Annotated in this window: 16 protein-coding genes and 1 pseudogene; 10 read left to right on the plus strand and 7 right to left on the minus strand. The window is 68.5% G+C overall.

What is annotated here, in order from left to right:
* Window positions 1-5 precede the first annotated feature (5 nt).
* The 3 genes from LJ656_RS21855 to cbiE are packed head-to-tail and all read right to left on the minus strand — an operon-like array spanning window position 6 to window position 3,105.
* Window positions 6-746, minus strand: coding sequence for a cobalt-precorrin-6A reductase (locus LJ656_RS21855; RefSeq protein ID WP_230511462.1), 741 nt, complete (start codon window positions 744-746; stop codon window positions 6-8).
* On the minus strand, window positions 743-1,882 hold the full coding sequence (locus tag LJ656_RS21860) for a cobalt-precorrin-5B (C(1))-methyltransferase (RefSeq protein ID WP_230511464.1): 1,140 nt from the start codon (window positions 1,880-1,882) through the stop codon (window positions 743-745). The genes LJ656_RS21855 and LJ656_RS21860 overlap by 4 nt, the downstream gene beginning before the upstream one ends.
* Window positions 1,882-3,105 (minus strand): precorrin-6y C5,15-methyltransferase (decarboxylating) subunit CbiE, encoded by a 1,224-nt coding sequence (gene cbiE, locus LJ656_RS21865; protein ID WP_230511465.1) that lies wholly within the window; start codon window positions 3,103-3,105, stop codon window positions 1,882-1,884. The genes LJ656_RS21860 and cbiE overlap by 1 nt, the downstream gene beginning before the upstream one ends.
* 513 nt (window positions 3,106-3,618) lie before the next feature.
* On the opposite strand from cbiE, the pseudogene LJ656_RS21870 reads away from it, so the two are divergent.
* From LJ656_RS21870 to cobJ, 5 genes and pseudogenes are all read left to right on the plus strand, one after another.
* Window positions 3,619-4,626: pseudogene (locus LJ656_RS21870) on the plus strand (sigma-54 interaction domain-containing protein); the annotation flags it as partial.
* Between the two features lie 176 nt (window positions 4,627-4,802).
* The gene (gene cobG / locus LJ656_RS21875; protein WP_230511466.1) at window positions 4,803-6,374 is read left to right on the plus strand and encodes a precorrin-3B synthase; all 1,572 of its coding nucleotides are present in this window, start codon (window positions 4,803-4,805) and stop codon (window positions 6,372-6,374) included.
* Complete coding sequence (locus LJ656_RS21880; protein WP_230511467.1) at window positions 6,367-6,993, plus strand: precorrin-8X methylmutase; 627 nt, start codon at window positions 6,367-6,369, stop codon at window positions 6,991-6,993. Before cobG ends, LJ656_RS21880 begins: the two co-directional genes overlap by 8 nt.
* On the plus strand, window positions 6,994-7,758 hold the full coding sequence (locus LJ656_RS21885; RefSeq protein ID WP_230511468.1) for a precorrin-2 C(20)-methyltransferase: 765 nt from the start codon (window positions 6,994-6,996) through the stop codon (window positions 7,756-7,758).
* Window positions 7,746-9,650 carry a precorrin-3B C(17)-methyltransferase gene (gene cobJ, locus LJ656_RS21890; protein WP_230511469.1) on the plus strand — a complete coding sequence of 635 codons (1,905 nt, stop codon included), beginning with the start codon at window positions 7,746-7,748 and terminating at the stop codon, window positions 9,648-9,650. Before LJ656_RS21885 ends, cobJ begins: the two co-directional genes overlap by 13 nt.
* A gap of 10 nt (window positions 9,651-9,660) precedes the next feature.
* Here cobJ and LJ656_RS21895 read toward each other — a convergent pair whose 3' ends face one another.
* Both LJ656_RS21895 and LJ656_RS21900 read right to left on the minus strand, forming a co-directional pair.
* Entirely contained in the window at window positions 9,661-12,282 is a 2,622-nt protein-coding gene (locus LJ656_RS21895) for an AAA family ATPase (protein WP_230511470.1), read from the minus strand.
* Window positions 12,279-13,466 (minus strand): metallophosphoesterase family protein, encoded by a 1,188-nt coding sequence (locus LJ656_RS21900; RefSeq protein WP_230511471.1) that lies wholly within the window; start codon window positions 13,464-13,466, stop codon window positions 12,279-12,281. Before LJ656_RS21900 ends, LJ656_RS21895 begins: the two co-directional genes overlap by 4 nt.
* 184 nt (window positions 13,467-13,650) lie before the next feature.
* Here LJ656_RS21900 and LJ656_RS21905 point away from each other — a divergent pair, with 184 nt between their 5' ends.
* The 4 genes from LJ656_RS21905 (at window position 13,651) to LJ656_RS21920 (ending at window position 19,275) form a co-directional block, all read left to right on the plus strand.
* Window positions 13,651-14,931 carry a DUF445 domain-containing protein gene (locus LJ656_RS21905; protein WP_230511473.1) on the plus strand — a complete coding sequence of 427 codons (1,281 nt, stop codon included), beginning with the start codon at window positions 13,651-13,653 and terminating at the stop codon, window positions 14,929-14,931.
* Between the two features lie 164 nt (window positions 14,932-15,095).
* Window positions 15,096-17,066, plus strand: a complete 1,971-nt coding sequence (locus tag LJ656_RS21910; RefSeq protein ID WP_230511474.1) for an AI-2E family transporter — start codon at window positions 15,096-15,098, stop codon at window positions 17,064-17,066.
* 178 nt (window positions 17,067-17,244) lie between these two features.
* Window positions 17,245-19,041 carry an FAD-dependent oxidoreductase gene (locus LJ656_RS21915; protein ID WP_230511476.1) on the plus strand — a complete coding sequence of 599 codons (1,797 nt, stop codon included), beginning with the start codon at window positions 17,245-17,247 and terminating at the stop codon, window positions 19,039-19,041.
* 21 nt (window positions 19,042-19,062) lie between these two features.
* A complete protein-coding gene (locus LJ656_RS21920; RefSeq protein ID WP_230511477.1) occupies window positions 19,063-19,275 on the plus strand; it encodes a hypothetical protein in 213 nt (70 codons plus the stop codon).
* Window positions 19,276-19,303: 28 nt separating this feature from the next.
* Here LJ656_RS21920 and LJ656_RS21925 read toward each other — a convergent pair whose 3' ends face one another.
* Together LJ656_RS21925 and LJ656_RS21930 are read right to left on the minus strand one after the other, a co-directional pair.
* Complete coding sequence (locus LJ656_RS21925) at window positions 19,304-20,536, minus strand: polysaccharide pyruvyl transferase family protein (protein WP_230511479.1); 1,233 nt, start codon at window positions 20,534-20,536, stop codon at window positions 19,304-19,306.
* 6 nt (window positions 20,537-20,542) lie between these two features.
* Window positions 20,543-21,574 (minus strand): lysylphosphatidylglycerol synthase domain-containing protein, encoded by a 1,032-nt coding sequence (locus LJ656_RS21930; RefSeq protein ID WP_230511481.1) that lies wholly within the window; start codon window positions 21,572-21,574, stop codon window positions 20,543-20,545.
* A 276-nt stretch (window positions 21,575-21,850) separates the two neighbouring features.
* Between LJ656_RS21930 and LJ656_RS21935 the strand changes: the two genes are divergently transcribed.
* Window positions 21,851-22,960: a baeRF11 domain-containing protein gene (locus tag LJ656_RS21935; RefSeq protein ID WP_230511483.1), complete on the plus strand. Its 1,110-nt coding sequence runs from the start codon at window positions 21,851-21,853 to the stop codon at window positions 22,958-22,960.
* Window positions 22,961-23,016 lie beyond the last annotated feature (56 nt).

Here is a 23,016-nt window from a genome sequence, read left to right on the forward strand (position 1 = left end):
TCCAGTTACTCAATGCCATGTTCGCCGAGCCACGCGCGCAACGCGTCCAGCAACTCGGCCACGCCGGCGAATTCGCGCTCGACCGCCGGCAACGCCGGTCGGCGCAGCATCACGACCGGCAAGCCGCGTTCGCGCGCGATCTCGAGCTTCGCTTCGGTCGCGCCGCCGCCGCTGTTCTTGCTGACCACCACGTCGAAGCGCTGCAGTGCGAACAGCGCGCGTTCGCCATCGAGCGTGAACGGCCCGCGCGCCGCGAGGATCCGCGCGCGCTGCGTATCCGCCGGACCGTCGAGGCAACGCACGGTCCAGAACTGATGCGGCGGAATCTCGCCCAGGTGCGCGAGCGGTTCGCGGCCGAGCGTAAACAGCGGGCGCCGAAACGGCGCGAGCGCGTCGATGAGTTCGTCCCAGTCGCCGACCATGCGCCAGTCGTCGCCGGCTTGCGGCTGCCATGCGGGACGGCGCAGCGCCCAGCACGGCACGCCGGCCGCGCGGCTCGCGTGCGCGGCGTTCGCGCTGATTTGCGCGGCATAGGGATGGGTCGCATCGATCAGCAGACCGATGCGTTCGCTCGCGAGATAACGCGCGAGCCCTTCGCTGCCGCCGAATCCGCCGACACGGACCGAGCAGCGCAGATCGTCGGGCACCTTGCCGAGACCCGCGAGGCTGTACACATGCGCGGGGCCGAGTTCGCGCGCGAGCTTCAGCGCGTCGCCGGTGCCACCGAGCAGCAGGATTCGCGTCATCGCGCGACTCCGACGAGGTTGCCCTGGCGGTCGATCGCGAACATTTCGACGTTGACCTCGGGCGGAACGATATCGCGCGCGACGGCCAGCGCGCGCCGGCAGACCATATCGCCGAGCGGCACCTGCCGCGCGTGCGCGAGCGCGAGCGCCTGCTGGCTCGTGTTGGCCGCCCGCATCGCCGCCTGCAACGCGTCGTCCGCGCCGTGCTGCGCGGCCCACGTCGCGAGCTGTTCGAGATCGATGCTGGAGTTGCGGCTATGCAGATCGAGGTGGCCGGCCGCGAGCTTGCTGAGCTTGCCGAAGCCGCCGCAAATGCTCAGGCGCTCGACCGGCGCGCGCTTCATATGCTTGAGCACCGCGCCGACGAAGTCGCCCATTTCGATCAGCGCGATGTCGGGCAGCCCGTAATGCGCGCGCATGGCGTCCTCGCTCGCGTTGCCGGTGCACGCGGCCAGATGCGTGTAGCCGTTCGCGCGCGCGACGTCGATGCCCTGATGGATCGACGCGATATACGCGGAGCACGAAAACGGCCGCACGATGCCGGTGGTGCCGAGGATCGACAGGCCGCCCACAATGCCAAGGCGCGGGTTCATCGTTTTCAGCGCGAGCTGCGCGCCGCCTTCGACGCCGACCGTCACCTCGAAGCCGCCGCGATACCCGTACTGCTCGGCGAGTTCGTCGAGATGGCGGGCCATCATCTGGCGCGGCACCGGGTTGATCGCCGGTTCGCCGACCGCAAGCGTGAGCCCCGCACGCGTGACGGTGCCGACGCCGGGCCCCGCGCGAAACCGCACGCCCGGCTCGGCCAGCAGACGCACCCGCGCGAATACGAGCGCGCCGTGCGTGACGTCGGGATCGTCGCCGGCATCCTTGATCGTGCCGGCCTCGGCGATTCGGCCCGGGTCACTGCCTTCTCCGCTTTCGTCGCTTTCGCCACCGTCGCCGGTTTCGAGCAGTCGGCAAAACGTGAGCCGCATCGGCACCCGCTGCCCCTTCGGCAGCACGATCTCGGCGACTTCGCTGACCTCGCCCGCGAGCAGCAGCCGCGCCGCCGCGAGCGACGTCGCGGTCGCGCAACTGCCGGTCGTGTAGCCGCTGCGCAGCGGCGCCGGCTGTTCGGAAGTCTCGTCGCGCATCACGGCTCGGTGGCCGGCTCGGCCGGCTTGGTCACGTCGAGCAACGTGATCGGCAACGCCTGGCGCCATGTATCGAAGCCGCCGAGCGGTTGCGCATGCGCGAGCGCGATGCGCGTCAGCGTGCCGCCGTGCTGCTCGCGCCACGCGGCGAGCACCGCTTCGCCTTGCAGCGTGACCGCGTTCGCGACCAGCCGGCCGCCGTCGCGCAAGCGCGCCCAGCACGCGTCGAGCACGCCGGGTTCAGTCACACCGCCGCCGATAAACACCGCATGCGGCGCCGGCAGCCCCTGCAACGCGGCGGGCGCGCGCCCGGCCACCAGTTGCAGGCCGGGCACGCCCAGCGCATCGCGATTCAGTTCGATGAAGCGCTGCCGCGCGTCGTGCGCTTCGATCGCTATCGCGCGGCAGCCCGGATGCGCGCGCATCCACTCGATGCCGATCGAGCCGCTGCCCGCACCGACATCCCACAGCAATTCGCCGGGCGCGGGCGCGAGACGCGCGAGCGTGATCGCGCGGACGTCGCGTTTGGTGAGCTGGCCGTCGTGGATAAAGGCGTCATCGGGCAAGCCGCAGGTCAGCGGCAGACGCGGCGCATGCGCGGCCGCGCGGCATTCGAGCGCGATCAGATTGAGAGCGGCCAGCTCGCCTTCCGGCCATTGATCGGCGCGGCCATCGATGCGCCGCTCGCGCTCGCCGCCCAGATGTTCGAGCACCGTGATGCGGGTCGCGCCGAAGCCGCGCGCGGTCAGCGCCGCCGCCAGTTGCGCGGGCGTGCGGCCGTCCGCGCTCAGCACGAACATACGCGCGCCGTCGTGCAGATGCGCGTTCAACGCGGCGAGCGGCCGGCCGACCAGCGACACCGTCGCGACCTCCTGCAACGGCCAGCCGAGCCGCGCGGCCGCAAGCGACAGCGACGACGGCGCCGGCAGCACCCGCAACTCATCGGCCGGCAGATGCCGCGCGAGCGTCGCGCCGACGCCGAACAGCATCGGGTCGCCGCTCGCCAGCACGCACACCGCGTGCGGCCGCTCGGCCAACAGCGGCGCGAGATCGAAAGGCCGCGGCCACGCGGCGCGGCGCGCGGCGAGCCGCGCGGGCAGCATCGCCAGATGACGCTCGCCGCCGTACACCACCGACGCGCCCAGCAAAGCAAGCCGCGCGGGCCGCCCTAAACCGGCGAAGCCGTCGTCGCCTATGCCCACCACGGTCAGCCATGCCGGCATGCATTCATCCTCATTTGTGTATCGTCGCCCCGCTTCGGCACCCGCGCGGCGCGGGCGCTTTGAAAGCACGCATGATACCGCCGCGATGCGGCCGGCGGGACTCGCGACGGGCCGCAACGGCGCCGCCGCCCGCGGTGCCGGCGAACCGCCGAAGCGGCCGCCGCTCGCCACCTTTCGCCGCCTCTCGCCGCCGCGGCGGATATTAATCGCGCTGCGGATTTCCTTTCCCCGCTTCACAATACCCCCGCCGCAAAAAACTCTGCGCCGCCGTCGCCAATTAAAAAGAATTAGAAAAACAGCAGCGTGAAATCGTATTACTCAGATAATCGCAGCGCGGTTCGTAACAAGTGTAAAAGTTAGTAAATGACGCCGACGCACCGCAGCATTAATTCGAATATTAATTCATCCGACAATTGCTCAATATATTCAGGATGGTTATATCATGCGCCTTTTATTCACGAACGTGGTCGACACCCGGTTTCATGCCTGATGCATGAAACAGCGGCGGGGGCTGCGTCCTGTGACGCAATGAATGAAAATGCACAAAACAGAATAATCGGTTCGAGCGAAGTGATGCTCACGTTATTGCGAATAATTCATAAGGTCGCAACCGTCGAGGCACCGACTCTTATTTTAGGAGAAACCGGAACCGGCAAAGAACTGAGCGCCCTCGCCATTCACGAACTGTCGACGCGCCGCAATGCGCCATTCGTGGCGGTCAATTGCGGCGCAATACCGACTTCATTACTGCAAGCGGAGCTTTTCGGTTACGAACGCGGCGCGTTTACGGGCGCGATGCAGCGCAAGATCGGGCGGATCGAAGCGGCGACCGGCGGCACGCTGTTTCTCGATGAAATCGGCGACATGCCGCTGGAAAGCCAGGCGAGTCTGCTGCGCTTCCTGCAGGAAGGTCAGATCGAACGGCTCGGCGGCAACGCGCCGATCGCGATCGACGTGCGGGTCGTTTCGGCAACCCACGTCGATCTGCTGGCGGCGATCACCGCGAACCGGTTCCGCGCGGATCTGTATCACCGGCTCTGCGTGCTGCAGATCGAACAGCCGCCGCTGCGCGCGCGCGGCAAGGATATCGAGCTGCTGGCCGGGCATTTCTTCGAGCAGTTCAAACACGACGCCGGCCGCAAGCTGTACGGCTTTTCGCGCGACGCGATCGCCGCGCTGTACGACTACACGTGGCCCGGCAACGTGCGCGAACTGCACAACCGCATCCGCCGCGCGATCGTGATGTCCGAAGGCCGCCGGATCACCGCGCGCGACCTCGGCTTGCCCGCCCTGCCCGAGACCGAACCGCCGACACTCGCGCAGGCGCGCAAGGCGGCCGAGCGTCAGGTGATCGAGCGCGCGCTGCGGCGCAATTGCGGCAAGCTCGGCGATACCGCCCAGCAGCTGGGGGTATCGCGGGTCACGCTGTACCGCTTGCTGAGCGCGCACGGGATGCGTCATCCGAATGGCGAGAACGCCGAAAACTGGCACGACGCGCTGCCGGCCGAGGCGCCCGCGTAAGGCCGGCGGCGCTGCCGCAGCGACGCTCATACGCACGTGGCGAGCGCCGATAAAGCGGCGCCGCGGCCATCTCGTAAAGATATAATGCCCGCTTTGATTGTTCACGGTTCGCCCGCGGCGCTTCGCGCCGCATGCTTCACGCCGTTCCCGCGGCACGCTACAGCCAGGCCGTGACCATGCCCACATCGCGCGACGCTAAACCCGGTGTCCTCTTGAATCGAGCTTCGCCCTCCACCGTTCTACCCCACGCGCTCACCGCATCGCGACCCTCGGCCTGCCCGGGGCTGGTGCGCATCGTCGCCGCGCGCGACGGCGGCATCTGCCGGATCAAACTACCCGGCGGCGAACTGGCCGCGGCTCAGGCGCGCGCGATCGCTGACCTCAGCACGAAGCACGCGCACGGCGTAATCGAACTGACCAATCGCGGCAATCTGCAACTGCGCGGCGTGCGCGCCGGGCATGAGGCGACGCTGAGCGCGGCGCTGCTGCGCGCGGGGCTGGGGCCGGGTCCGGCTGCTGGCTGGGCCGAGTCTGCCGACTCTGCCGGGTCCGCGCAAGCCACCGAGTCCGGGGAGTCCGTGGAGTCCGCCGGGTCCATGGAGTCCATGGAGCCGGCCGAATCCAGCGCCTGCTTCGCGGCGAACGACGCCGGCACGCCCAATACCGCCGCGCTCAGTTGCGCCGACGACGTGCGCAACCTGATGATCAGCCCGGTCGCCGGCCGCGATCCGTACGCGCTGATCGACACCGCGCCGCTCGGCGCCGAACTGCTCGCGCTGCTGCAAAGCGACGCGCGTTTCGTGGCGTTGTCGCCGAAATTCGCGTTGCTGCTCGACGGCGGCGAACGGCTCGCGCGGCTCGATCATCCGCATGACGTGTGGCTCGCGGCATCGAGCGACGCGGACGGCGTGCGCTTCGTGTTCGGCCTTGCCGGCTGTCCGCAGCCGGCGGGTACTGGTGCAGGCACCGCCGCGCTCGCAGCGGTGCTGCCGTCCCGCGTGCCCGCCCTCGTCCGCGCGCTGCTGCACACCTTCCTCGACCTGGCCCCCGCTAGCGCGACCCGCATGCGCGACCTGCTCGCGCTGCACTGCGCCGACGCGCTGCTGCAACACGCGCAACGCTACGTCGACTTCCCGCTCGCGCGCGACGCAGCGCTCAGCCATTGGCAACGCCCGCGCGCGGCCGACGCCGCGCGCCGTCTCGGCGCGCACGCGCAACGTGACGCGGGTCTGTGGCACGTCGGCGGCCAGCCGCCGCTCGGCCGTCTCGACGCGGCCACGCTGCGCGCGCTCGCCACGCTCGCGCAGCGCCACGGCAACGCCCGCCTGCATGCGACGCCGTGGCAAAGCGTGCTGCTGCCCGACATCCCGACCGACGCGGTGCCCGCGGTGCTGGCCAAACTGATCGCGCTCGGGCTCGCGTGCGACCCGGCCGAGCCGATCGCGCACGTGATCGCGTGCGCGGGTTCGAGCGGCTGCGCGAAAGGTCTCGCCGACACCAAGAGCGACGCGCTGCAACTGGCCGCACAACTGCCCGCCGGCATCGACGCGCACCTGAGCGGCTGCCCGCGCTCGTGCGCGGCCGCGCACTGCGCGCCGTACACGCTGCTCGCGAGCGCGCCCGGCCGCTACGACCTTTACCAACGCGACGGCGGCCCCGGCTTCGGCCGCTGCGTCGCCAACCAACAGACGATCGACGAGGCCGCCGCGCTGCTCGCGCGCCTCGCCCGGAGTAACCCCAATGCTTGATTACATACGCGACGGTCAGGAGATCTATCGCCAGTCGTTCGCGACGATCCGCGCGGAAGCCGACCTCGCGCGCATCCCCGCCGACCTCGAAAAACTCGCGGTGCGCGTGATCCACGCGTGCGGGATGGTCGACGTCGTCGACGACCTCGCGTTCTCCGCCGGCGCCGGCAGCGCGGGCCGCGCGGCGCTCGCGCAAGGCGCGCCGATCCTGTGCGACGCGGGGATGGTCGCGCAAGGGATCACGCGCGCGCGCTTGCCCGCCGGCAACGAAGTGATCTGCACGCTCACGCACGCCGACGTGCCGACGCTCGCACGCGAACTGGCCAACACCCGCTCGGCCGCCGCGCTCGAATTGTGGCGCCCGCGCCTCGCCGGCAGCGTCGTGGTGATCGGCAATGCGCCGACCGCGCTGTTCCATCTGCTCGACATGCTCGACGCGGGCGCGCCGAAGCCCGCGCTGATTCTCGGCTTTCCGGTCGGCTTCGTCGGCGCGGCCGAATCGAAAGCGGCGCTCGCCGCCGATAGCCGCGGCGTGCCCTACGTGGTCGTGCACGGCCGGCGCGGCGGCAGCGCGATGGCCGCCGCCGCGGTCAACGCGCTTGCTACGGAGACCGAATAAATGACCGACTCCGTGACGGCTCCCAGAACCGCGGCGAAGACTCGCGGCACGCTGTTCGGCATCGGCGTCGGCCCCGGCGACCCCGAATTGATCACGGTGAAAGCGCTGCGTCTGCTGAAGGCGGCGCCGGTGGTCGCGTACTTCGTCGCCAAGGGCAAGAAAGGCAACGCGTTCGGCATCATCGAGACGCATCTGCACGACGCGCAGCAGCATCTGCCGCTGGTCTATCCGGTGACCACCGAAGCGCTCGAACCGCCGCTGTCGTACGAGGCGATCATCGCGGACTTCTACGACACCGCCGCCGAGATCGTCGCGGGCCATCTCGACGCGGGCCGCGACGTCGCGGTGATCTGCGAAGGCGATCCGTTTTTCTACGGCTCGTATATGTATCTGCACGACCGGCTCGCCGCGCGCTATGACAGCGAGGTCGTGCCCGGCGTGTGCTCGATGCTCGGCGGCGCGGCGGTGCTCGGCGCGCCGCTCGTGTATCGCAACCAGAGCCTGTCGGTGCTGTCGGGCGTGTTGCCGGAGGCCGACCTGCGCCGCCGGCTCGCCGATGCGGACGCGGCGGTCATCATGAAACTGGGCCGCAACTTCGACAAGGTGCGGCGCGTGCTCGACGATCTCGGCCTCGCGCAACGCGCGCTGTACGTGGAGCGCGCGACGATGAGCAATCAGCGCATCGTGCCGCTCGCCGACGTCGATCCGATGGCGTCGCCGTATTTTTCGTTGCTGGTCGTGCCGGGGCAGAAATGGCAAGGATAAACGCCCCCGCGATCGTGATTCTCGGCGCGGGAGCGCTGCCAACGGCGCGGCGAATTCAGGCGTCGTATCGCGAGCGCGCCGCCCATACGCCGTTTGCCGATCATACGGATTGCCAGGTACATGCGTTGCAGGGCCGGGTCGACGCCGATGTGTCGTACCGCGAACTGGGCGCGCATCTGTGCGAGCTGTATGCGCGCGGCACGCCGATCGTCGCGTTGTGCGCGGCCGGCATCGTGATCCGTTGCCTTGCGCCGCTGCTGTCGAACAAGGGCGCGGAGCCGCCGGTGCTCGCGGTCGCCGAGGACGGCAGCGCGGTGGTGCCGCTGCTCGGCGGCCTCGCGGGAGTCAATCTGATGGCGCGCGAGATCGGCGCGGCGCTCGCGGTCGCGCCGGCGATCACGACGAGCGGCGAGCTGCGCTTCGGCACCTGCGTGCTCAATCCGCCGGATGGCTATGCGCTCGCCGATCTGGGCCAGGGCAAGCGCTTCGTGTCCGATCTGCTGGCGGGAGAGAGCACGCGGATCGAAGGCGCGGCGCCGTGGCTCGACGACGCTCAGTTGCCGCGCGCGGCGGATGCGCGGCTCGCGATCCGGGTCACGCCGCACGCGTGGGATGGGCGCGAGGACGAGTTGGTGATTCATCCGCGTTGCGTGGTGGCGGCGGTGGCGATGGGTCGCGAGCGGGTTGGCGGCGCTGCGAATGCCGATGATGCGCTTGCGGCCGAAGTAACCGCCGAAGCAACCGCCGAAGCAATCGCCGCAAGCGTGCGCGCGGCACTGAACGCCCACGCGCTCGCGCCGCTAGCGCTCGCCGCGTTGCTCGCGCCCGTGTCGAGCATGGCGGACCCGGCTCTCACCGGGGCGGCAGCGCTGCTGAACGTGCCGCTGCGCTTCGCGGACACGAGTGCGGGGGCAAATGCGGCCACAAACACCGCCACAAGCGCCGCCGCGAGCACCGCGGAGAACACCGCACAGAACACCGGGCCAAGCGCTGCCGCGCTGCTGCGCAGCGCCCTGCGGGTCCCGCACCAAACGCTGCCCGGCGCCGCACAAACCGCGGCGGCCCACGAAACCGACATCGCCCTCGCCCTGACCGCGCTCGCAATCGACCCCGCAACGCTCGGCCGCCCGCGCGGCCGCCTGACCGTGATCGGCCTCGGCCCCGGCCGCGCCGATCTGATGGTGCCGGCAGCGCGCGATGCGCTGAACGAAGCGACCGATATCCTCGGCTACGACACCTACGTGAAAATGGCCGGCCCGCTGCGCGCCGGGCAACGCGTGCACGGCACCGACAATCGCGAGGAAATGCAGCGCGCGCGCGATGCGTTCGAACTGGCGAGCGAGGGCCGCTCGGTGGTGATGGTGTCGTCGGGCGACCCGGGCGTGTTCGCGATGGCGGCCGCGGTGCTCGAAGCGCTCGAAGCATCGGGTAACGAAGCATGGGCGGCCGTCGAGCTGGCGATCGTGCCGGGTGTGTCGGCCGCGCTCGCGACCGCCGCGCAGGCCGGCGCGCCGCTCGGCCACGACTTTTGCATGCTGTCGCTGTCGGACAACCTGAAGCCGTGGACGATCATCGAAACACGTCTGCGTCACGCGGCCCAAGCCGATCTGGTGATGGCGTTCTACAACCCGATCTCGCGCGCGCGGCCGTGGCAGCTCGACAAGGCGCTCGACATCGTGCGCGAATATCGCGCGGCCTCGACCCAGGTCGTGCTCGGGCGCGACATCGGCAGACCGGGCGGCACGCTGCGCACGCTGACGCTCGGCGAGCTGCGTTCCGCCGATGTGGATATGCGCACGATGGTGATCGTCGGCTCGTCGCTGACGCGCAGCTTTACCGCCGCCGGCGCGCACGGCGCCGGGTGGGTTTATACGCCGCGCTGGTACGAGTGAGCGGGCGCGCTCAAGCGAGCTTCAAATCCGCGACCGCCCGCTGCCTGACACCGAGGTCATCCCACAGCTCCGGATGGCAGGTGAACACCAGAATCTGATGCCGGGTAGCCGCATCGAGCAACGCCCGCTTCAGCGCGTCGCGCCGCGCGGCATCGGTATGCACGGCCGCGTCGTCGAGCATCAGCAGCGTCGGCCGTCCGGAAGCCTGCAACAGGTCCGCATACGCGAGCCGCGTCAGAATCCCGAGCTGCTCGCGCGTGCCGAAACTCAGCGCGTCGAGCAATTCGGAGCGCCCGTCGCGATCGAGCATCGCGGGACTCAGATCGTCGCCGAGCGCGACGCTCGACTGCGGAAAAATCCGCTTCAGATAGTGGCCGAGCCGCTCGGTCAACGGCGCGCGTAGCTGCGCGAGCGCCGCGTCGCGTTCGTCGACCAGCACTTCGTCGAGCAGACTCAGCGCGCTCGCCCGCAGGCTCAGCTCGTCCTTGCGGCGGCTCGCCTGCTCGACCTGAGCTTCGAGCGCGGCGAGCCGTTCGCCGAGCCCCGAAGCGCCCATCGTCTCCAGCTGACTGCGCAGCTCCACGATCCGCACCTGGCGCTCGTGCTGCTCGCCGCGCGCGAGATCCGCCGACGCGCGATAGCGCAGCGCCTCGGCGGCCGGATCGTCGAGCCGCGCGGCATCGAGTTCGCGTTCGCGCTCGCCGCGCTGGTTTTTCAACGCATCGACCTTCACGCGCTGCTCGACGATCTGTGCCTGCCACTGCGCGCGATTGCGGCGGAACGCGTCGTCGCTCAACTGCGCTTCCTTGCGCTGCAGTTGCGCGGCCAGCGATTCGGCCTGGGCGACGCCGCTCGAATACGCGGTCGCCGCCTGCGCGAGCACCTTGCGCGCGGCCTCCAGCGCGTCGCGCGCGATCTGCGCATGGCGCCGTGCCGCATCGAGCGGCAACGCGGCGGACACGTCCGGCAAACTCGCCAGCCGTTCGCTCGACGCCTGCCAACGCGCGGCCGTCGCCGCCAGCGCGGCGCGCAACGCGTCGATCCCTTGCGGCGCATGTACCGCGAGGATTTTCGCGTGGCTCTGCTGTTGCGCGACCAGCGTTTTCCATTGCTCGTGACGCGCCTGTGCGGCGCCGCTCGAAACAACGCCGAGCGAACGCAGCAACTGCCCATGCTCCGCTTCGTGCGTCGCCAGTTCCGAGAACTGCGCGGACAGATCGGAGACACCCGGAATCACCCGCAATTGGCCGAGCGCGCCGAGTTCAATACGCTTTTCCTCATCGACGCGCAGCACGCCGGTGCCGCTGAGCGTCTCTTCGCCGACTTTCACTTCGCCGTTCAGGCGGTATTCGATCCGCGTCATCGCCGCTTCGGTGCGCGCGCGCAGCACGGTCAGTTCGGCATCGAGCGCGACCAGTTGCTTCAACTGCCGCTCGTCGATTTCGAGCGCGGCGGCTTCCTGCGCGGCTTGCAACACCGCTGCATTGGCCTTGTCCGCATCGGCGATCGACGCTTCGAGCCGCTCGCGTTCCGCGCGATAAACATCGATCTGTCCACGCAGGTCGGCCGCGCTCACCGCCGCGTTCGCCAGTTCCAGCGCGCGGTTCGCCTCGGCTGCCGCCTGCTCGGCTTGCGCGACGCTGCTTTCCGCTTGCGCATACGCGGCCTGCGCTGCGCTGACTTCGACGCGCAGCGCGGCGAGCTGCTCGCGCTCACGTGCGAGCGCGGCTTCCAGTTCGAGCGCGCCCTGTTCCTGCTGCACCGCTACCGCCAGCTCCGCTTCGCCGACCCGCAGCGACTGGTCGAGTCCTTGCAGGTTGCGCTCAAGTTCCGCGACCGCCGCCGCGCGTTGCTGCGCAGCCGCGGCCTTCTGCTCGTGCAGCTCCCACGGACGCCGCCGCTCGGCGTCATCGAACGCTTCCTGCTGCGCGGCCAGACGTGCGATGTTCTCGTCGAACTGCTGGCGCTGCTGTTGCAGCTCGTCGCGGCTCGCGCTCAGCGCGGCCAGCTTCTGCTCCGCTTCGGCGAGCGGCCCGGTCGCCTTCTGCGTGCGGGCGGTCAGCAGTTGCCGCAACTCACGCTGGACGGCCGCGATCAACGCATCCTCGCCGGCCGACTCGCGCCCGCCCGACAACTGCGTGAGCGCGTCGCGCAGATACTGCGCGGCGTGGCCGGTCGAATCGCGCAACTCCTGCGTAGCCCCCTGCTGCACCCACAACAGCCCCGGCACCCCGGCGTTTTCCGCTTTCAACGGCCCGCGCGCGGCGCGCGAAAAACCGAGCAGCGCGGCGAGCCGGTCTTCCGCTTCGTCCTCGCTGAAGACCGACTGCCCGATCCGCAACTCGCAGCGCTGCCGCGACACGAACTGCTTCGACAGACGGCACGCGACGCCATCGAGTTCGAAACTCACCTCGACCGACGGCTGCCCGTTCGCGAGCCCCCAGGGCAGCAGGTCCTTCAGATGCGAAGCCTTGTAGCGTTCGAGAAACACCGCGCGCACCGCCTCTGCGATCGTGCTCTTGCCGGCCTCGTTCGGGCCGACGAACAGATTCAGTCCCGGTTGCAGATCGTCGATCACGAGCTGCCCGCTGAACTGCCTGAATTCCCGAATCGCAATGCGTTGCAGTTTCATGCGGACCTCGCTTCGGGCGACAGATCCAGCTGCCCCTGCTGCCGTTCGCGCGCTTGCGCGGGTTGCTGTTCACGCTGAAAGCGCGCGAGCAGCAGCAATGCTTCCGCCGCCCGCTTGACCTGCTGCGGATCGGCGGCCGGGTCCTCCTGCAAGCCGCGCAGACGCGCGACCACCTTCGCCAGATAACCGCTTTGCGCGCCGAGTTCGGCGAGGTCGTCGGCGGTCGGCAGCACTTGCAGGCCGCTCAGATCGGCCCGTAGCGCGCGCACCCGCGCGCGCGTTTGTTCGACCGCGACATGCAGCGCCTCGGCATCGGCGAGCGCGGCGGTGCCGTCGACCGCAATGCGCAGCACATCGTGCCGGCCCAACGCGGCGAGCCGCGCCTTCAGCGCATCGACATCGGTCGGCACCGCAATCGTCTGGTCCCAGCGCTGCCACTGATACTGACCGACCCGCACCGGCTCGACGCGCGGCACCGCGCCGGGCTCGCTGACGGTCACGTCGAGCACGAAGCCCGGCTCGTTCGCGCGAAAGCGGTCCTGCTCGTGCGTGCCCGCATACCACGTGCGATCGTCGACCCGCAGATGGCCGTGCCAGTCGCCGAGCGCCAGATAGTCGAGGCGCGCGCTCGCGGCCCGCGTCGGCGCGATCGGATTGGACGAATCGATGCTCTCCTGCAAAATCCCGCCGACGCTGCCATGCCCGAGGCCAATCCGGTGATAACCGGGCGGCGTATCCGCGGCATCGAAGAATGCGGTGGTGTCGTCGTAAGTGATGCGCTGCGTGAGCGGCGCGCACAGCAGCGCGGCGCGGCACGCCTCGAGCAGCACGACGCCCGGTTCGAGCACCACGCGCACGTTCGGCGCGATGCAATTGAGCCGCTGCGCGCGGGTCCATACGCTTTCGACCAGCGCCGCGTCATGATTGCCCGGCAGCAGGAGCCACGGCCCCGAATACGGCTCGAGCGCCGCGAACAGACGGCGGATCACGGTGTCCGACACTGTCTGCAGATCGAATACATCGCCGGCGACCAGCACCGCGTCGACGTTGCGCGCGCTCGCTTCTTCCGCGATGCGGCGCACCGTGTCGAAGCGCGCCTGCGCGAGATGCGCGGCCTCGTCCGGCTCGAACTGGCCGAACTGCGTGCCGATCTGCCAGTCCGCGGTGTGCAGAAACCTGATCACTGTGCCTCCATTGCGATTGCGTTGCCCCGGCTCGCGGCGCGTTTCCTGCTGCGCGGCTCCGGGCTCGACCGCGCATGTTACCTTGCCGGGCCCGCGCCGCGAAGGCAGGCTGGACGCCCGCGCCGCGCCTGTCGCATGATGACGGCGACGCGGCCGCGCCGCCGCCCGCAAGGACCCTGCCCCGATGGATAAAAGCATCGAACTGAAGAAGGCCAAACGCACACCGTTATTGCTGCTGCTCGCGGCCGCGTGCGTATTCGTCGTCACCGCGTTCCTGCCGCGCGGGCTGTGGATCGACGGCATCAAGGCGGTTGCCGAGGCCGCGATGGTCGGCGCGCTGGCCGACTGGTTCGCGGTCGCCGCGCTGTTCCGGCGCGTGCCGATCCCGCTCGCGTCCGCGCATACCGCGATCATTCCGCGCAACAAGCACAAGATCGCCGACAACCTCGCGCGCTTCGTGCAGGACAAGTTTCTCGACGTGCCGTCGCTGGTCGGACTGATTCGCCGCCACGATCCGGCGCAAACCATCACCGCGTGGCTCGGCGAGCCGGCCAACACCGCACGGCTTGGCGACTACGTGGTGCGTCTGACCGGCGGGATTCTCGATGTGGTGGACGACGCGCGGATTCAGAGCTTTATCCGCGGCGCGCTGCGCGACGTGCTCGCGAAGGTCGATCTGTCGCAATCGGTCGGCTCGATCCTCGACACGCTGACGCGCGACGGCCGCCATCAGCAGTTGCTCGATACCGCGATCGAGCAGGTGATCGCGCTGCTGCGCGAAGAGCCGTCGCGCGAGTTCATCGCCGCGCGGATCGTCGACTGGATCAAGAGCGAGTACCCGACGCTGGAAAAAATCCTGCCGACCGCGCTGCTCGGCGAGCGCGGCGCCGATGCGATCGCCGGGGCCGCGAATCGCGCGCTCGCGCAGATCGCCGAGAACCCCGCGCACGAGTTGCGCGAGCGCTTCGACGCGGCGGTGCAGAAACTGATCGCGAAGCTCAAGACCGATCCGGCGTTCATTGCGCAAGGCGAAGCATTGAAGCACTACCTGGTTGAAGGCGACGCGTTCAGCGCGTATGTGAAGGACATGTGGGGCGATCTGCGCGCGTGGCTCAAGCGCGATCTGCGCAGCGACGACTCGGTGCTGCACGCGCGGGTCGCCGCGATGGGCCAGTGGGTCGGCCGCGAACTGGCCAACGATCCGGCGCTGCGGCAATCGTTGAACGATCACCTGGAGGAAGCGGCGCGCGCGATGGCGCCAGATTTCGCGCACTTTCTGACCCGCCATATCAGCGATACCGTGAAGAACTGGGATTCGCGCGAAATGTCGCGGCAGATCGAGCTGAATATCGGCAAGGACCTGCAGTACATCCGGATCAACGGCACGCTGGTCGGCGGCTTCATCGGCTTGCTGCTGTATCTGAGTTCGCTGCTGCTGGAGTTGCTGAGGGTGCGGCTCGGCTAGCGTGGGCTGGGCCCGCGCGCCGTGTCGCGCGGCATCCGGCATTCGCCACGCGGCATTCGGCCAAGCCATCTCTAAAACGCCTACAATTTCGGGCATAGCTCTTGCTGACGCGCTAAACCGCGGAACGGGCGGCAGCGCGTCCCCAACCGGAATCCTCTGTTCACATGAAAATATCGCTCCCGCCGCCGCATGGGCGGCCCAATCGCGTTTACCCGCCGGGCACGCCGGGGCTGCATGGGCTGGTGTCGCTGATCACCGGCGTGGTGGTCGTCTGCGCGTTGTACTTCGGCCGCGCGGTGCTGATACCGATCACGCTGTCGGTGCTGCTGAGCTTTCTGCTCGCGCCGCTGGTGCAGATGCTGCGCCGGCTGCACATGGGGCAGTTGCCGTCGATCTTCATCGCGGTGCTGTTCGCGCTCGCGTCGCTGCTCGCGGTCGGCGCGCTGATCGGCGCGCAGCTCGTGCAACTGGCCGGCGACCTGCCGCAGTACCAGGAAGCGATCGAACAGAAGATCGAGACGGTGCAGGAAAAAACCATCGGCCGCGCGGACTCGCTGATGAGCAGCGCGGCCACCGCGCTGCAACGGATGGCGCCGTCGCGGCCCGCGCCGCCGCGCCCGACCGGCCGCGCCGCGCGCAACGCGCCGCCGGTCCCGCAGCAGGTCGAGGTGCACACGCCCGCGCCGACCCCGGTGCAGCTCGCGCAGCGCGCGCTGTCGCCGGCCATCGCGCCGCTGGAGACGACCTTTATCGTGCTGGTCGTGACGATCTTCATCCTGTTGCAGCGCGAGGATTTGCGCGACCGGTTGATCAGCCTGTTCGGCTCGCGCGACCTGCACCGCACGACCACCGCGATCAACGACGCGGCGGTGCGCCTGTCGCGCTACTTTGTCGCGCAGCTGGGCGTGAATCTGAGCGCGGGCGGCGTGATCGCGATCGGCCTGGCGATCATCGGCGTGCCCGGCGCGCTGCTGTTCGGCGTGATCGCCGCGTTGCTGCGCTTCGTGCCGTATATCGGCATCTGGATCGCGGCGATCCTCGCGTTCTTTCTGGCCGCCGCGATCCAGCCGCAATGGACGATGGCCGTCTATACGCTGATCCTGTTCATCGTCGTCGACGTGGTCGCCGGGCAGGTCGTCGAGCCGCTGCTGTACGGCCATCGCTCGGGACTGTCGCCGCTCGCGGTGGTGGTCGCGGCGATTTTCTGGAGCTGGCTGTGGGGGCCGATCGGCCTCGTGCTGTCGACACCGCTGACGCTGTGCGTGGTCACGCTGGGCCGCTACGCGGACCGCCTGAACTTCCTGACCGTGCTGCTCGGCGACCAGCCGGCGCTGACGCCCGCGCAGAACTTCTATCAGCGGCTGCTCGCCGACGATCCGCACGAGGCGATCGTTCAGGCCGAACGGCTGCTGCGCGAGATGTCGCTGATCGACTACTACGACAAGGTCGCGCTCGAAGGGCTGCGGCTCGCGCGCAACGACGCGCTGCGCGGCGTGCTGATGCCGGACCAGTTACAGCGGATCAACGACGCGCTGGTCGATATCGTCGAGAACCTGGAAATCGTCGACGGCCTGCCCGATACGCTCGCGCGGGTCGAGCCGCTCGATGCCGGCCACCCGGCGTTCGCCGCCGCGTCGGTGGCGGGACCGGCGGCGGGCCACGGCTCGGAGCGCCACGACAGTCACGTGCTCGCGCGCTCGCGGCAGTCGCGCGAGACCGGCAAGACCCCGGTGCTGTGCGTGCCGGGGCGCGGCGCGTTCGACGAAGTGACGACCGCGATCGCGGTGCAGCTGCTCGGCCGGCAGGGCTACGCGCCGCTGATGGCGACCCACTCCGGCTATCGCCACGCACGCGCCGACGAACCGGGCTTGCGCGATACGCCGGTGATCTGCATCGTGTCGCTCGACGCACCGGAGTCGCCGCCGTACCTGCGCAACATGCTGAGGCGCACCCGCGAATGGCGGCCGGAAGCGACGCTGGTGATCGGCGTGGGGACCGCCGACGCGCCGGACGACACGGTCGAACTGGACGCGACCGGCGAGCTGCACGCGTCGCCGACCTTCCGCGCGATGCTCGAAGCGTGCCGAGCCGCGACCGATGCCGCACAGGTGTGGCAGCCGTCGCCGACGGCCTGAACCGGGGCCGCTTTTTCCTGGCGGGATCGACCGCGCGGAGGCGTCAGCACCGCGCGGTTTTTTTACGCCCGCGCGCCGCGTCGTACCCAAAATGAGGACAGCGGCGCGCGAACGCTGCTGCATACTGACGCGAACGACAGGCGCGCGAACCGACGCCTGAGAAAAACCGGAGACACGCATGACCCGCCCGTTTACCCCCTATCCGTTCGAACCGCGCCGCTACCCGGCCAGGGTGCCGCCGCTCGTCGCTGGCCGCGAGCCGGCCGCGCGCTCCGTCGCGATCGTCGGCGGCGGACCGGTCGGCATGACGCTGGCGCTGGCGCTCGCCCGCCAGGGCGTGCGCTCGGTGCTGCTCGAAGCCGACGACAGCGTCTGCACCGGCAGCCGCGCGATCTGCATTTCGCGGCGCAGCCTCGAGATTTTCAAGCGACTCGGCGTGGTCGACGGCTTTCTGCAAAAGGGTTTGCCGTGGACCGGCGGGCGCAGTTTCTATCGCGACGCCGAAGTGTTCCGCTTCACGATGCATCAGGACGACGAACAATCGCTGCCGCCGATGATCAACATCGCGCAGTACCAGATCGAACAGTTGCTGCTTGACGAAATCGAACGACATCCCGAGCTGATCGACGTGCGTTGGCAGACCCGCGTGACCGGCATCGAGCAACATCCGCAAGGCGGCGCGACGCTGACGCTGCGCGGCGGCGGTAGTGACGGCGAGGCGGCTGGCGAGGCGGCTTCTACTGCGCAGTGCGCGGGCACCAGCTGGCAAATGGACGCGCAATGGGTCGTCGCGTGCGATGGCGGACGCAGCACGATCCGCGATCTGCTCGGCCTGAAACTGAGCGGCACCACGTACGAAGGCCGTTATGTGATCGTCGATATCGAACTCGACACGACGCGCGCGACCGAACGGCTCGCATACTTCGATCCGCCGTCGAATCCCGGTTCGACCGTGCTGGTGCACAAGCAGCCCGACAACGTGTGGCGCATCGACTATCAACTGCGCGACGACGAAGATCCGGACGCCGCCGTATTGCCCGAAAACGTGATGCCGCGCGTGCAGAGCGTGCTCGATTCGATGGGCGAAACCGGCTCGTGGTCGCCGATCTGGATCACGATCTACAAGGCCAACGCATTGACGCTCGAACGCTATCGACACGGCTCGGTGCTGTTCGCCGGCGACGCCGCGCATCTGGTGCCGATCTTCGGCGTGCGCGGCGCGAACTCCGGAATCGACGACGCCGACAATCTCGGCTGGAAGCTCGGCTGCGTGGTCAACGGCTGCGCGTCGGCGGCGCTGCTCGACAGCTACAGCGACGAGCGCGTGTACGCGGCGCGCGAGAATCTGAGCTACGGGATGAAGAGCACCGAATTCATGGCGCCGCCCACCTTTGCGTTCGACCTGATGCGCACGGCGGTGCTCGGTCTCGCGCAGCAGCATGCGGCGGTGCGGCCGCTGATCAATCCGCGTCAGACGCATGCGATCGCGTACCGGCTCTCGCCGCTCAATCTCGCGAGCGAGCAAACGGTCGCGTTCAGCGGCGGGCCGGCGCCGGGCGCCGTGCTACCCGAATGCCGGTTGCTGAGGCCTGGGCTGGGGAACGATAGCTCGGCCGTCGGCATTCATGTGACCGATCTGCTGGAACCGTGTTTTACGGTGCTGCGTTTCGGCGCGGCGCCAGATGCGGGTAACAACTGCGACAGCAACGCCGATGCCGATGCATGGCGGCAGCTGCAAAGCACGCTCGCGAGCAGGAAGGTTGCGCTGCGGCTCGTCGATATCGTCGCGGCCGACACGCATGAAGCGTCGAGCGGCACCGTCGCGCTCGACCCGGACGGCCACGTCCATCGGATGTTCGACGCCCAGCCCGGCAGCGTCTATCTGCTGCGCCCCGATGGCCACGTGCTCGCCCGCTGGCGCGAAGGCAACCCCGAGGCGGTCCAGCACGCGCTCGCCGCGACGCTGAAGATCTAACGCGCAAGGACACTCACCATCATGACCGATAGCGATCTCGACCTCGTCTACACGACGCTGTGCAACACGCTGACCCACGAAGGCGAAGCGCAGGCGTCGCTGTATCTGGCGCGCCTGGCACTGCTGTGCCTGACCGAACTCGACGACCCGCGGCGCGCGCTGGCGTTGATCGAGTCGGCGAAGTTGCGCGCGGGCACGGCGGTGGGAGCGGTGCCGGCGGTGGCGGCGAGTTGAACCATCTCGTCGCGCGCGGCGATGGATGTCACGCCAGCCCCATCACCTCACGCATCGGCGCGAATTCCCGCCGATAGCAGGCGACCAGCCGGCTGGCCGTACGCGCCAGCATTGCGGGCTCACTCGCCAGCGCAACGAAAATGGCTTCGGCCAACGCATCGATCCCGACGCTGCCCGGTACGCCCGCCGGCTCCCAGCTTGCCGCAAACGCGCACTGTTTGGTCGTGTCGCGCGCGTGCGCCGGATGGACGAGGTTGACGCGCGGCAAACCGAACGCCATCGCGACGATCCGCCCGTGCAGACTGCTGCCCGCATAGGCGCGCGCCGACGCGATCACTGCGCAGATGTCCCACAGATCCAGCGAGCGGAAGATTGCCGTATCCGTGGATTTCATCTTCGCCGCGATTCGCTCGTAGCACGCCGGATCGTCGTGCCACGGCGCGGCGCCCGCCTGGAAAAACACGATGCCCAACCCACTCTCTCGCGATACGCGATCGAGTTCGCGCGCCAGCGCGCCGAGCGTCCGGTCGTCGCCGAAATCGGCACTGAACTGCACCGCGAGGTAGCCGTCTGGAAACGCGCTGCGCAACTGCGCGACGCCGCTTTGCTCGCTGCGTGCGCGAATCCGCGAGCCCAGCAGCTCGGCCACCATGACTGCCGGGTCCGGCATCAAACGTGCGCCGATGCCCGCGGCGGCCAGCATGTTGCGGGTGTGGACGTCACGCACGCTGACGGCGTCGGCTTGCGCGAGCTTCGTCAGCGCTTCGGCGCGCATGCCGGCGTCAAGCCGATCGAACTCGACGCCGCCGGCGGCCAGATACGTGACGCTCGCCGAGCGCGGAAACATCGCGCGGGACACCATGTAGGGAAGCAGCGCATCGAGCCCCGTGCGCGCATGCGCCCACGCGCGTCGTTCGTCGCTGTGTCGATCGAGTCGCGCGATGATCCGCTGCGCTTCGTCAGCCGGCAGCAGCATCACCGCGGCCTCCCAGTCGGAGCACGTGAGGATTTCGCCGCCCGCATGCACGACATGCACGCGCTGGTTGCCGCGCTGGTGGCCCCATTGCGCGGCCAGTTGCGCGAGCGACTCGACGATGTGGCCGCCGTACACGCGCATATCGCGCCGCGCGAGCCCAGCGAAGATCAGCTCGTTACGTTCGAATAACTTTGCCGCGATATGCGCGAACAGCAGGTCGCCGAAGTTATGACGATCGAACGCACCGAAGATGACGACCGGATCATGCGTTTCAAGCTCTTGCATCACGGCTCACGCCCCGTCCTCATCCGCCACCAGATCCTCTGCCCCGCGACGCTTGTCGCACCGCTTGTCGCGCCACTTGTCGCGCCACTCCGCCGCCTGCCACGCGAGCAATCCCGGCAAAAAAACGATGATGTCACGAAAGCGGCGCGCGCCCGCGAGCGCGAGACAGGTCTGCGGATCGAGGCCCAGCCCCGTGCCGATCAGCAGAAAACCGCCCTCCTGAATGCCGAGCGCGCCGGGCACGAAAAACGCAACGCTGCTGAGCGCCTGGATCAGCGATTCGAGTACTACCGCCTGCAGAAAACTGGCCTGATTGCCGAGAAAATGCAGCGCCAGCCACAACTCGAGCGCGGTCGCCACACATTGCAGCGATTGCCAGATCGCGAGGTAACGGACGATCACGCCGGGCTGATGCCACAGCTCGCTGATCGACCGGTCGATACGCACCGACTCGCCGACCAGAGAACGGAATTTGCCGCTGGTCATCCGATTGAACAGTTTGCTCACGCGTGCGAACGGGCTCGCGCGCTGCACCAGCAGAAACCCCGCCAGCAGCACCGACAGCACCGCGATGCCGCCGCCGAGCCTGGCCGCGAGGTGCCACGCGCTGGAACCGGCGTGCGCGATCAGATAGCCGATCGCCGCGAGCGCGAACAGCATCTGGCTGATCAGCGTCAACTGGATATCGACGACCAGACTCGAGATCGCCGGGGCCGCCCGGATGCCCCACTTGCGCATCATCCGGAACGTCACGACTTCGCCGCCGACGCGCGCGACCGGCAACAGCCCGTTGATCGACTCGCGGATCCAGACGAGGCGGAACATCGCGAACAGGTTCGGCCGTACCGGCCCGCGGATCAGCAGTTGCCAGTTGCGCGCATTGGCGAGCATCGGCAGCACGTGCGCAACGCCGGCCAGCACGAGGCCGGCGCCGGCCGTGCGCAGCAGAGCGAGCACCGCGCGCGCATCGGAGTGCCAGACGAGCCAGACCGCGATGGCGAGGCCCGCCAGCGCGGCAATCCGGGCGAGATATTTCATAAAGCTGCGGCGCCGGCGTCGTGTCAGTCGTGTCAGTCGTGTTCCGCCGCACGATTCGTTCCACGTGCGGGAAATCCGCGCATCGGCACGCCGCGATTCATGCGCGTGTCACATGCGAACCGATGTTCCGTAGTTCGAACCTCGCGCGCCGGATTAGCTGCTATCTTCGCAAGGATGCCTGGCCGGCATCGCTGAACCCGCTGCGGTTAGCGTGATGGCGCCCGTTCGCTCCGGCGCCCCCGGCGCGGTCTCTCTAACCGGTTGGAGGAAACCGAGATGTTCCATGTCGACATACCGGGTCCGCGAGACATCGCCAGACTCTTCGGGATCAAGTCGGACGCATGCGTGTCGCTCTATCTGGCTACCACGCCGGTCACGAGCGAAACCGCCGGAAGCCGGATCGAATTTGCCAATCTGATGCGCGACGCGCTGAGCCGGCTCGCAGCGCGCGGCCTGGACAAACGCCGCCTGTGGCAATTGCACGAGCTGCTCGCCGAAGTTCAGGAAAACGAAGTCTTCTGGCGCTATCAGGCCAACTCGCTCGCGGTGCTGGCCACGCCGGACGAGATTCACACGTTCAGGCTCGCGAACCGGCTGGAATCCGAAGTCGAGGCGTCGGACCGTTTCAATATCAAACCGCTGTTGCGCGCGACCACGTTCGATCACTCCGCGTACGTAATCGCGATCTCCGAGAACAGTTTGCGAGTGGTGCAAATTTTCGCCGATCTGCCGCCCGAGGAAATTCGCGTGCCGGACCAGCCGACCGACATGGCCAGCGAACTGCGCCTGAACGATCGCAACGACAGTTCGCTCAATAGCGGCGATCTGCACAAATTCAATCTGACCAAATATGCGCGGCGTGTCGATGCGGCGCTGGCGCCGCTGTTCCAGCACGGCGACGTGCCGGTGATCGTGATGGCCGCGCAGCCGATCGCGTCGATTTTTCACAACCTCTGCCGCGCGCAGAACCTGCTGCCGCAGATCATCTCGCATAGCCCCGATCGTCTGTCGCTCGGCGAGATCGCCGCCGAAGCGCGCAAGCTTCTGGACATCCATTATCAGAGCGTGGTCGCCGCTCATCAGGAGCACTATCAGGGGCGTCTGCACAACCGCCGCGCGAGCGACATGCTGGAGGAAGTCGCGCGTGGCGCGACACAAGGCGCGATCGAAACGCTGTACATCAATATCGACAGCGATCTCAAAGGCACGCTCGACGAGCAGACCGGCGCGGTCGACTATGGGACGGGGGGACCGGCGCTTGCGTACAGCCTCGTCGGCGAAGTCACGCGGCGCGCGCTGGCAGCGGGCGCGAAAGTGGTCGCGTTGCGGCGCAACGACCTGCCGGCCGGCACCGATGTCGCCGCGACGTTCCGGTTTCCGATCTGAATTGCGATCTGAATCCCGATCTGAATTCCCATGCGCACGAGCGGGCGGCGGGCGGC

Origin of the sequence: Paraburkholderia sejongensis, assembly GCF_020880815.1 — a bacterium.
In the GTDB taxonomy this organism is placed as follows: Bacteria; Pseudomonadota; Gammaproteobacteria; order Burkholderiales; family Burkholderiaceae; genus Paraburkholderia; species Paraburkholderia sejongensis.

Excerpts from the sequence above, each read along its gene's own strand:
- LJ656_RS21910 (WP_230511474.1), top strand. The coding sequence starts at position 15,096 with ATGAAAATATCGCTCCCGCCGCCGCATGGGCGGCCCAATCGCGTTTAC.
- cobJ (WP_230511469.1), top strand. The coding sequence starts at position 7,746 with ATGGCAAGGATAAACGCCCCCGCGATCGTGATTCTCGGCGCGGGAGCG.
- LJ656_RS21885 (WP_230511468.1), top strand. The coding sequence starts at position 6,994 with ATGACCGACTCCGTGACGGCTCCCAGAACCGCGGCGAAGACTCGCGGC.
- LJ656_RS21925 (WP_230511479.1), bottom strand. The coding sequence starts at position 20,536 with ATGCAAGAGCTTGAAACGCATGATCCGGTCGTCATCTTCGGTGCGTTC.
- LJ656_RS21915 (WP_230511476.1), top strand. The coding sequence starts at position 17,245 with ATGACCCGCCCGTTTACCCCCTATCCGTTCGAACCGCGCCGCTACCCG.
- LJ656_RS21855 (WP_230511462.1), bottom strand. The coding sequence starts at position 746 with ATGACGCGAATCCTGCTGCTCGGTGGCACCGGCGACGCGCTGAAGCTC.
- cobG (WP_230511466.1), top strand. The coding sequence starts at position 4,803 with ATGCCCACATCGCGCGACGCTAAACCCGGTGTCCTCTTGAATCGAGCT.
- cbiE (WP_230511465.1), bottom strand. The coding sequence starts at position 3,105 with ATGCCGGCATGGCTGACCGTGGTGGGCATAGGCGACGACGGCTTCGCC.
- LJ656_RS21905 (WP_230511473.1), top strand. The coding sequence starts at position 13,651 with ATGGATAAAAGCATCGAACTGAAGAAGGCCAAACGCACACCGTTATTG.
- LJ656_RS21920 (WP_230511477.1), top strand. The coding sequence starts at position 19,063 with ATGACCGATAGCGATCTCGACCTCGTCTACACGACGCTGTGCAACACG.
- LJ656_RS21895 (WP_230511470.1), bottom strand. The coding sequence starts at position 12,282 with ATGAAACTGCAACGCATTGCGATTCGGGAATTCAGGCAGTTCAGCGGG.
- LJ656_RS21935 (WP_230511483.1), top strand. The coding sequence starts at position 21,851 with ATGTTCCATGTCGACATACCGGGTCCGCGAGACATCGCCAGACTCTTC.
- LJ656_RS21930 (WP_230511481.1), bottom strand. The coding sequence starts at position 21,574 with ATGAAATATCTCGCCCGGATTGCCGCGCTGGCGGGCCTCGCCATCGCG.
- LJ656_RS21880 (WP_230511467.1), top strand. The coding sequence starts at position 6,367 with ATGCTTGATTACATACGCGACGGTCAGGAGATCTATCGCCAGTCGTTC.
- LJ656_RS21860 (WP_230511464.1), bottom strand. The coding sequence starts at position 1,882 with ATGCGCGACGAGACTTCCGAACAGCCGGCGCCGCTGCGCAGCGGCTAC.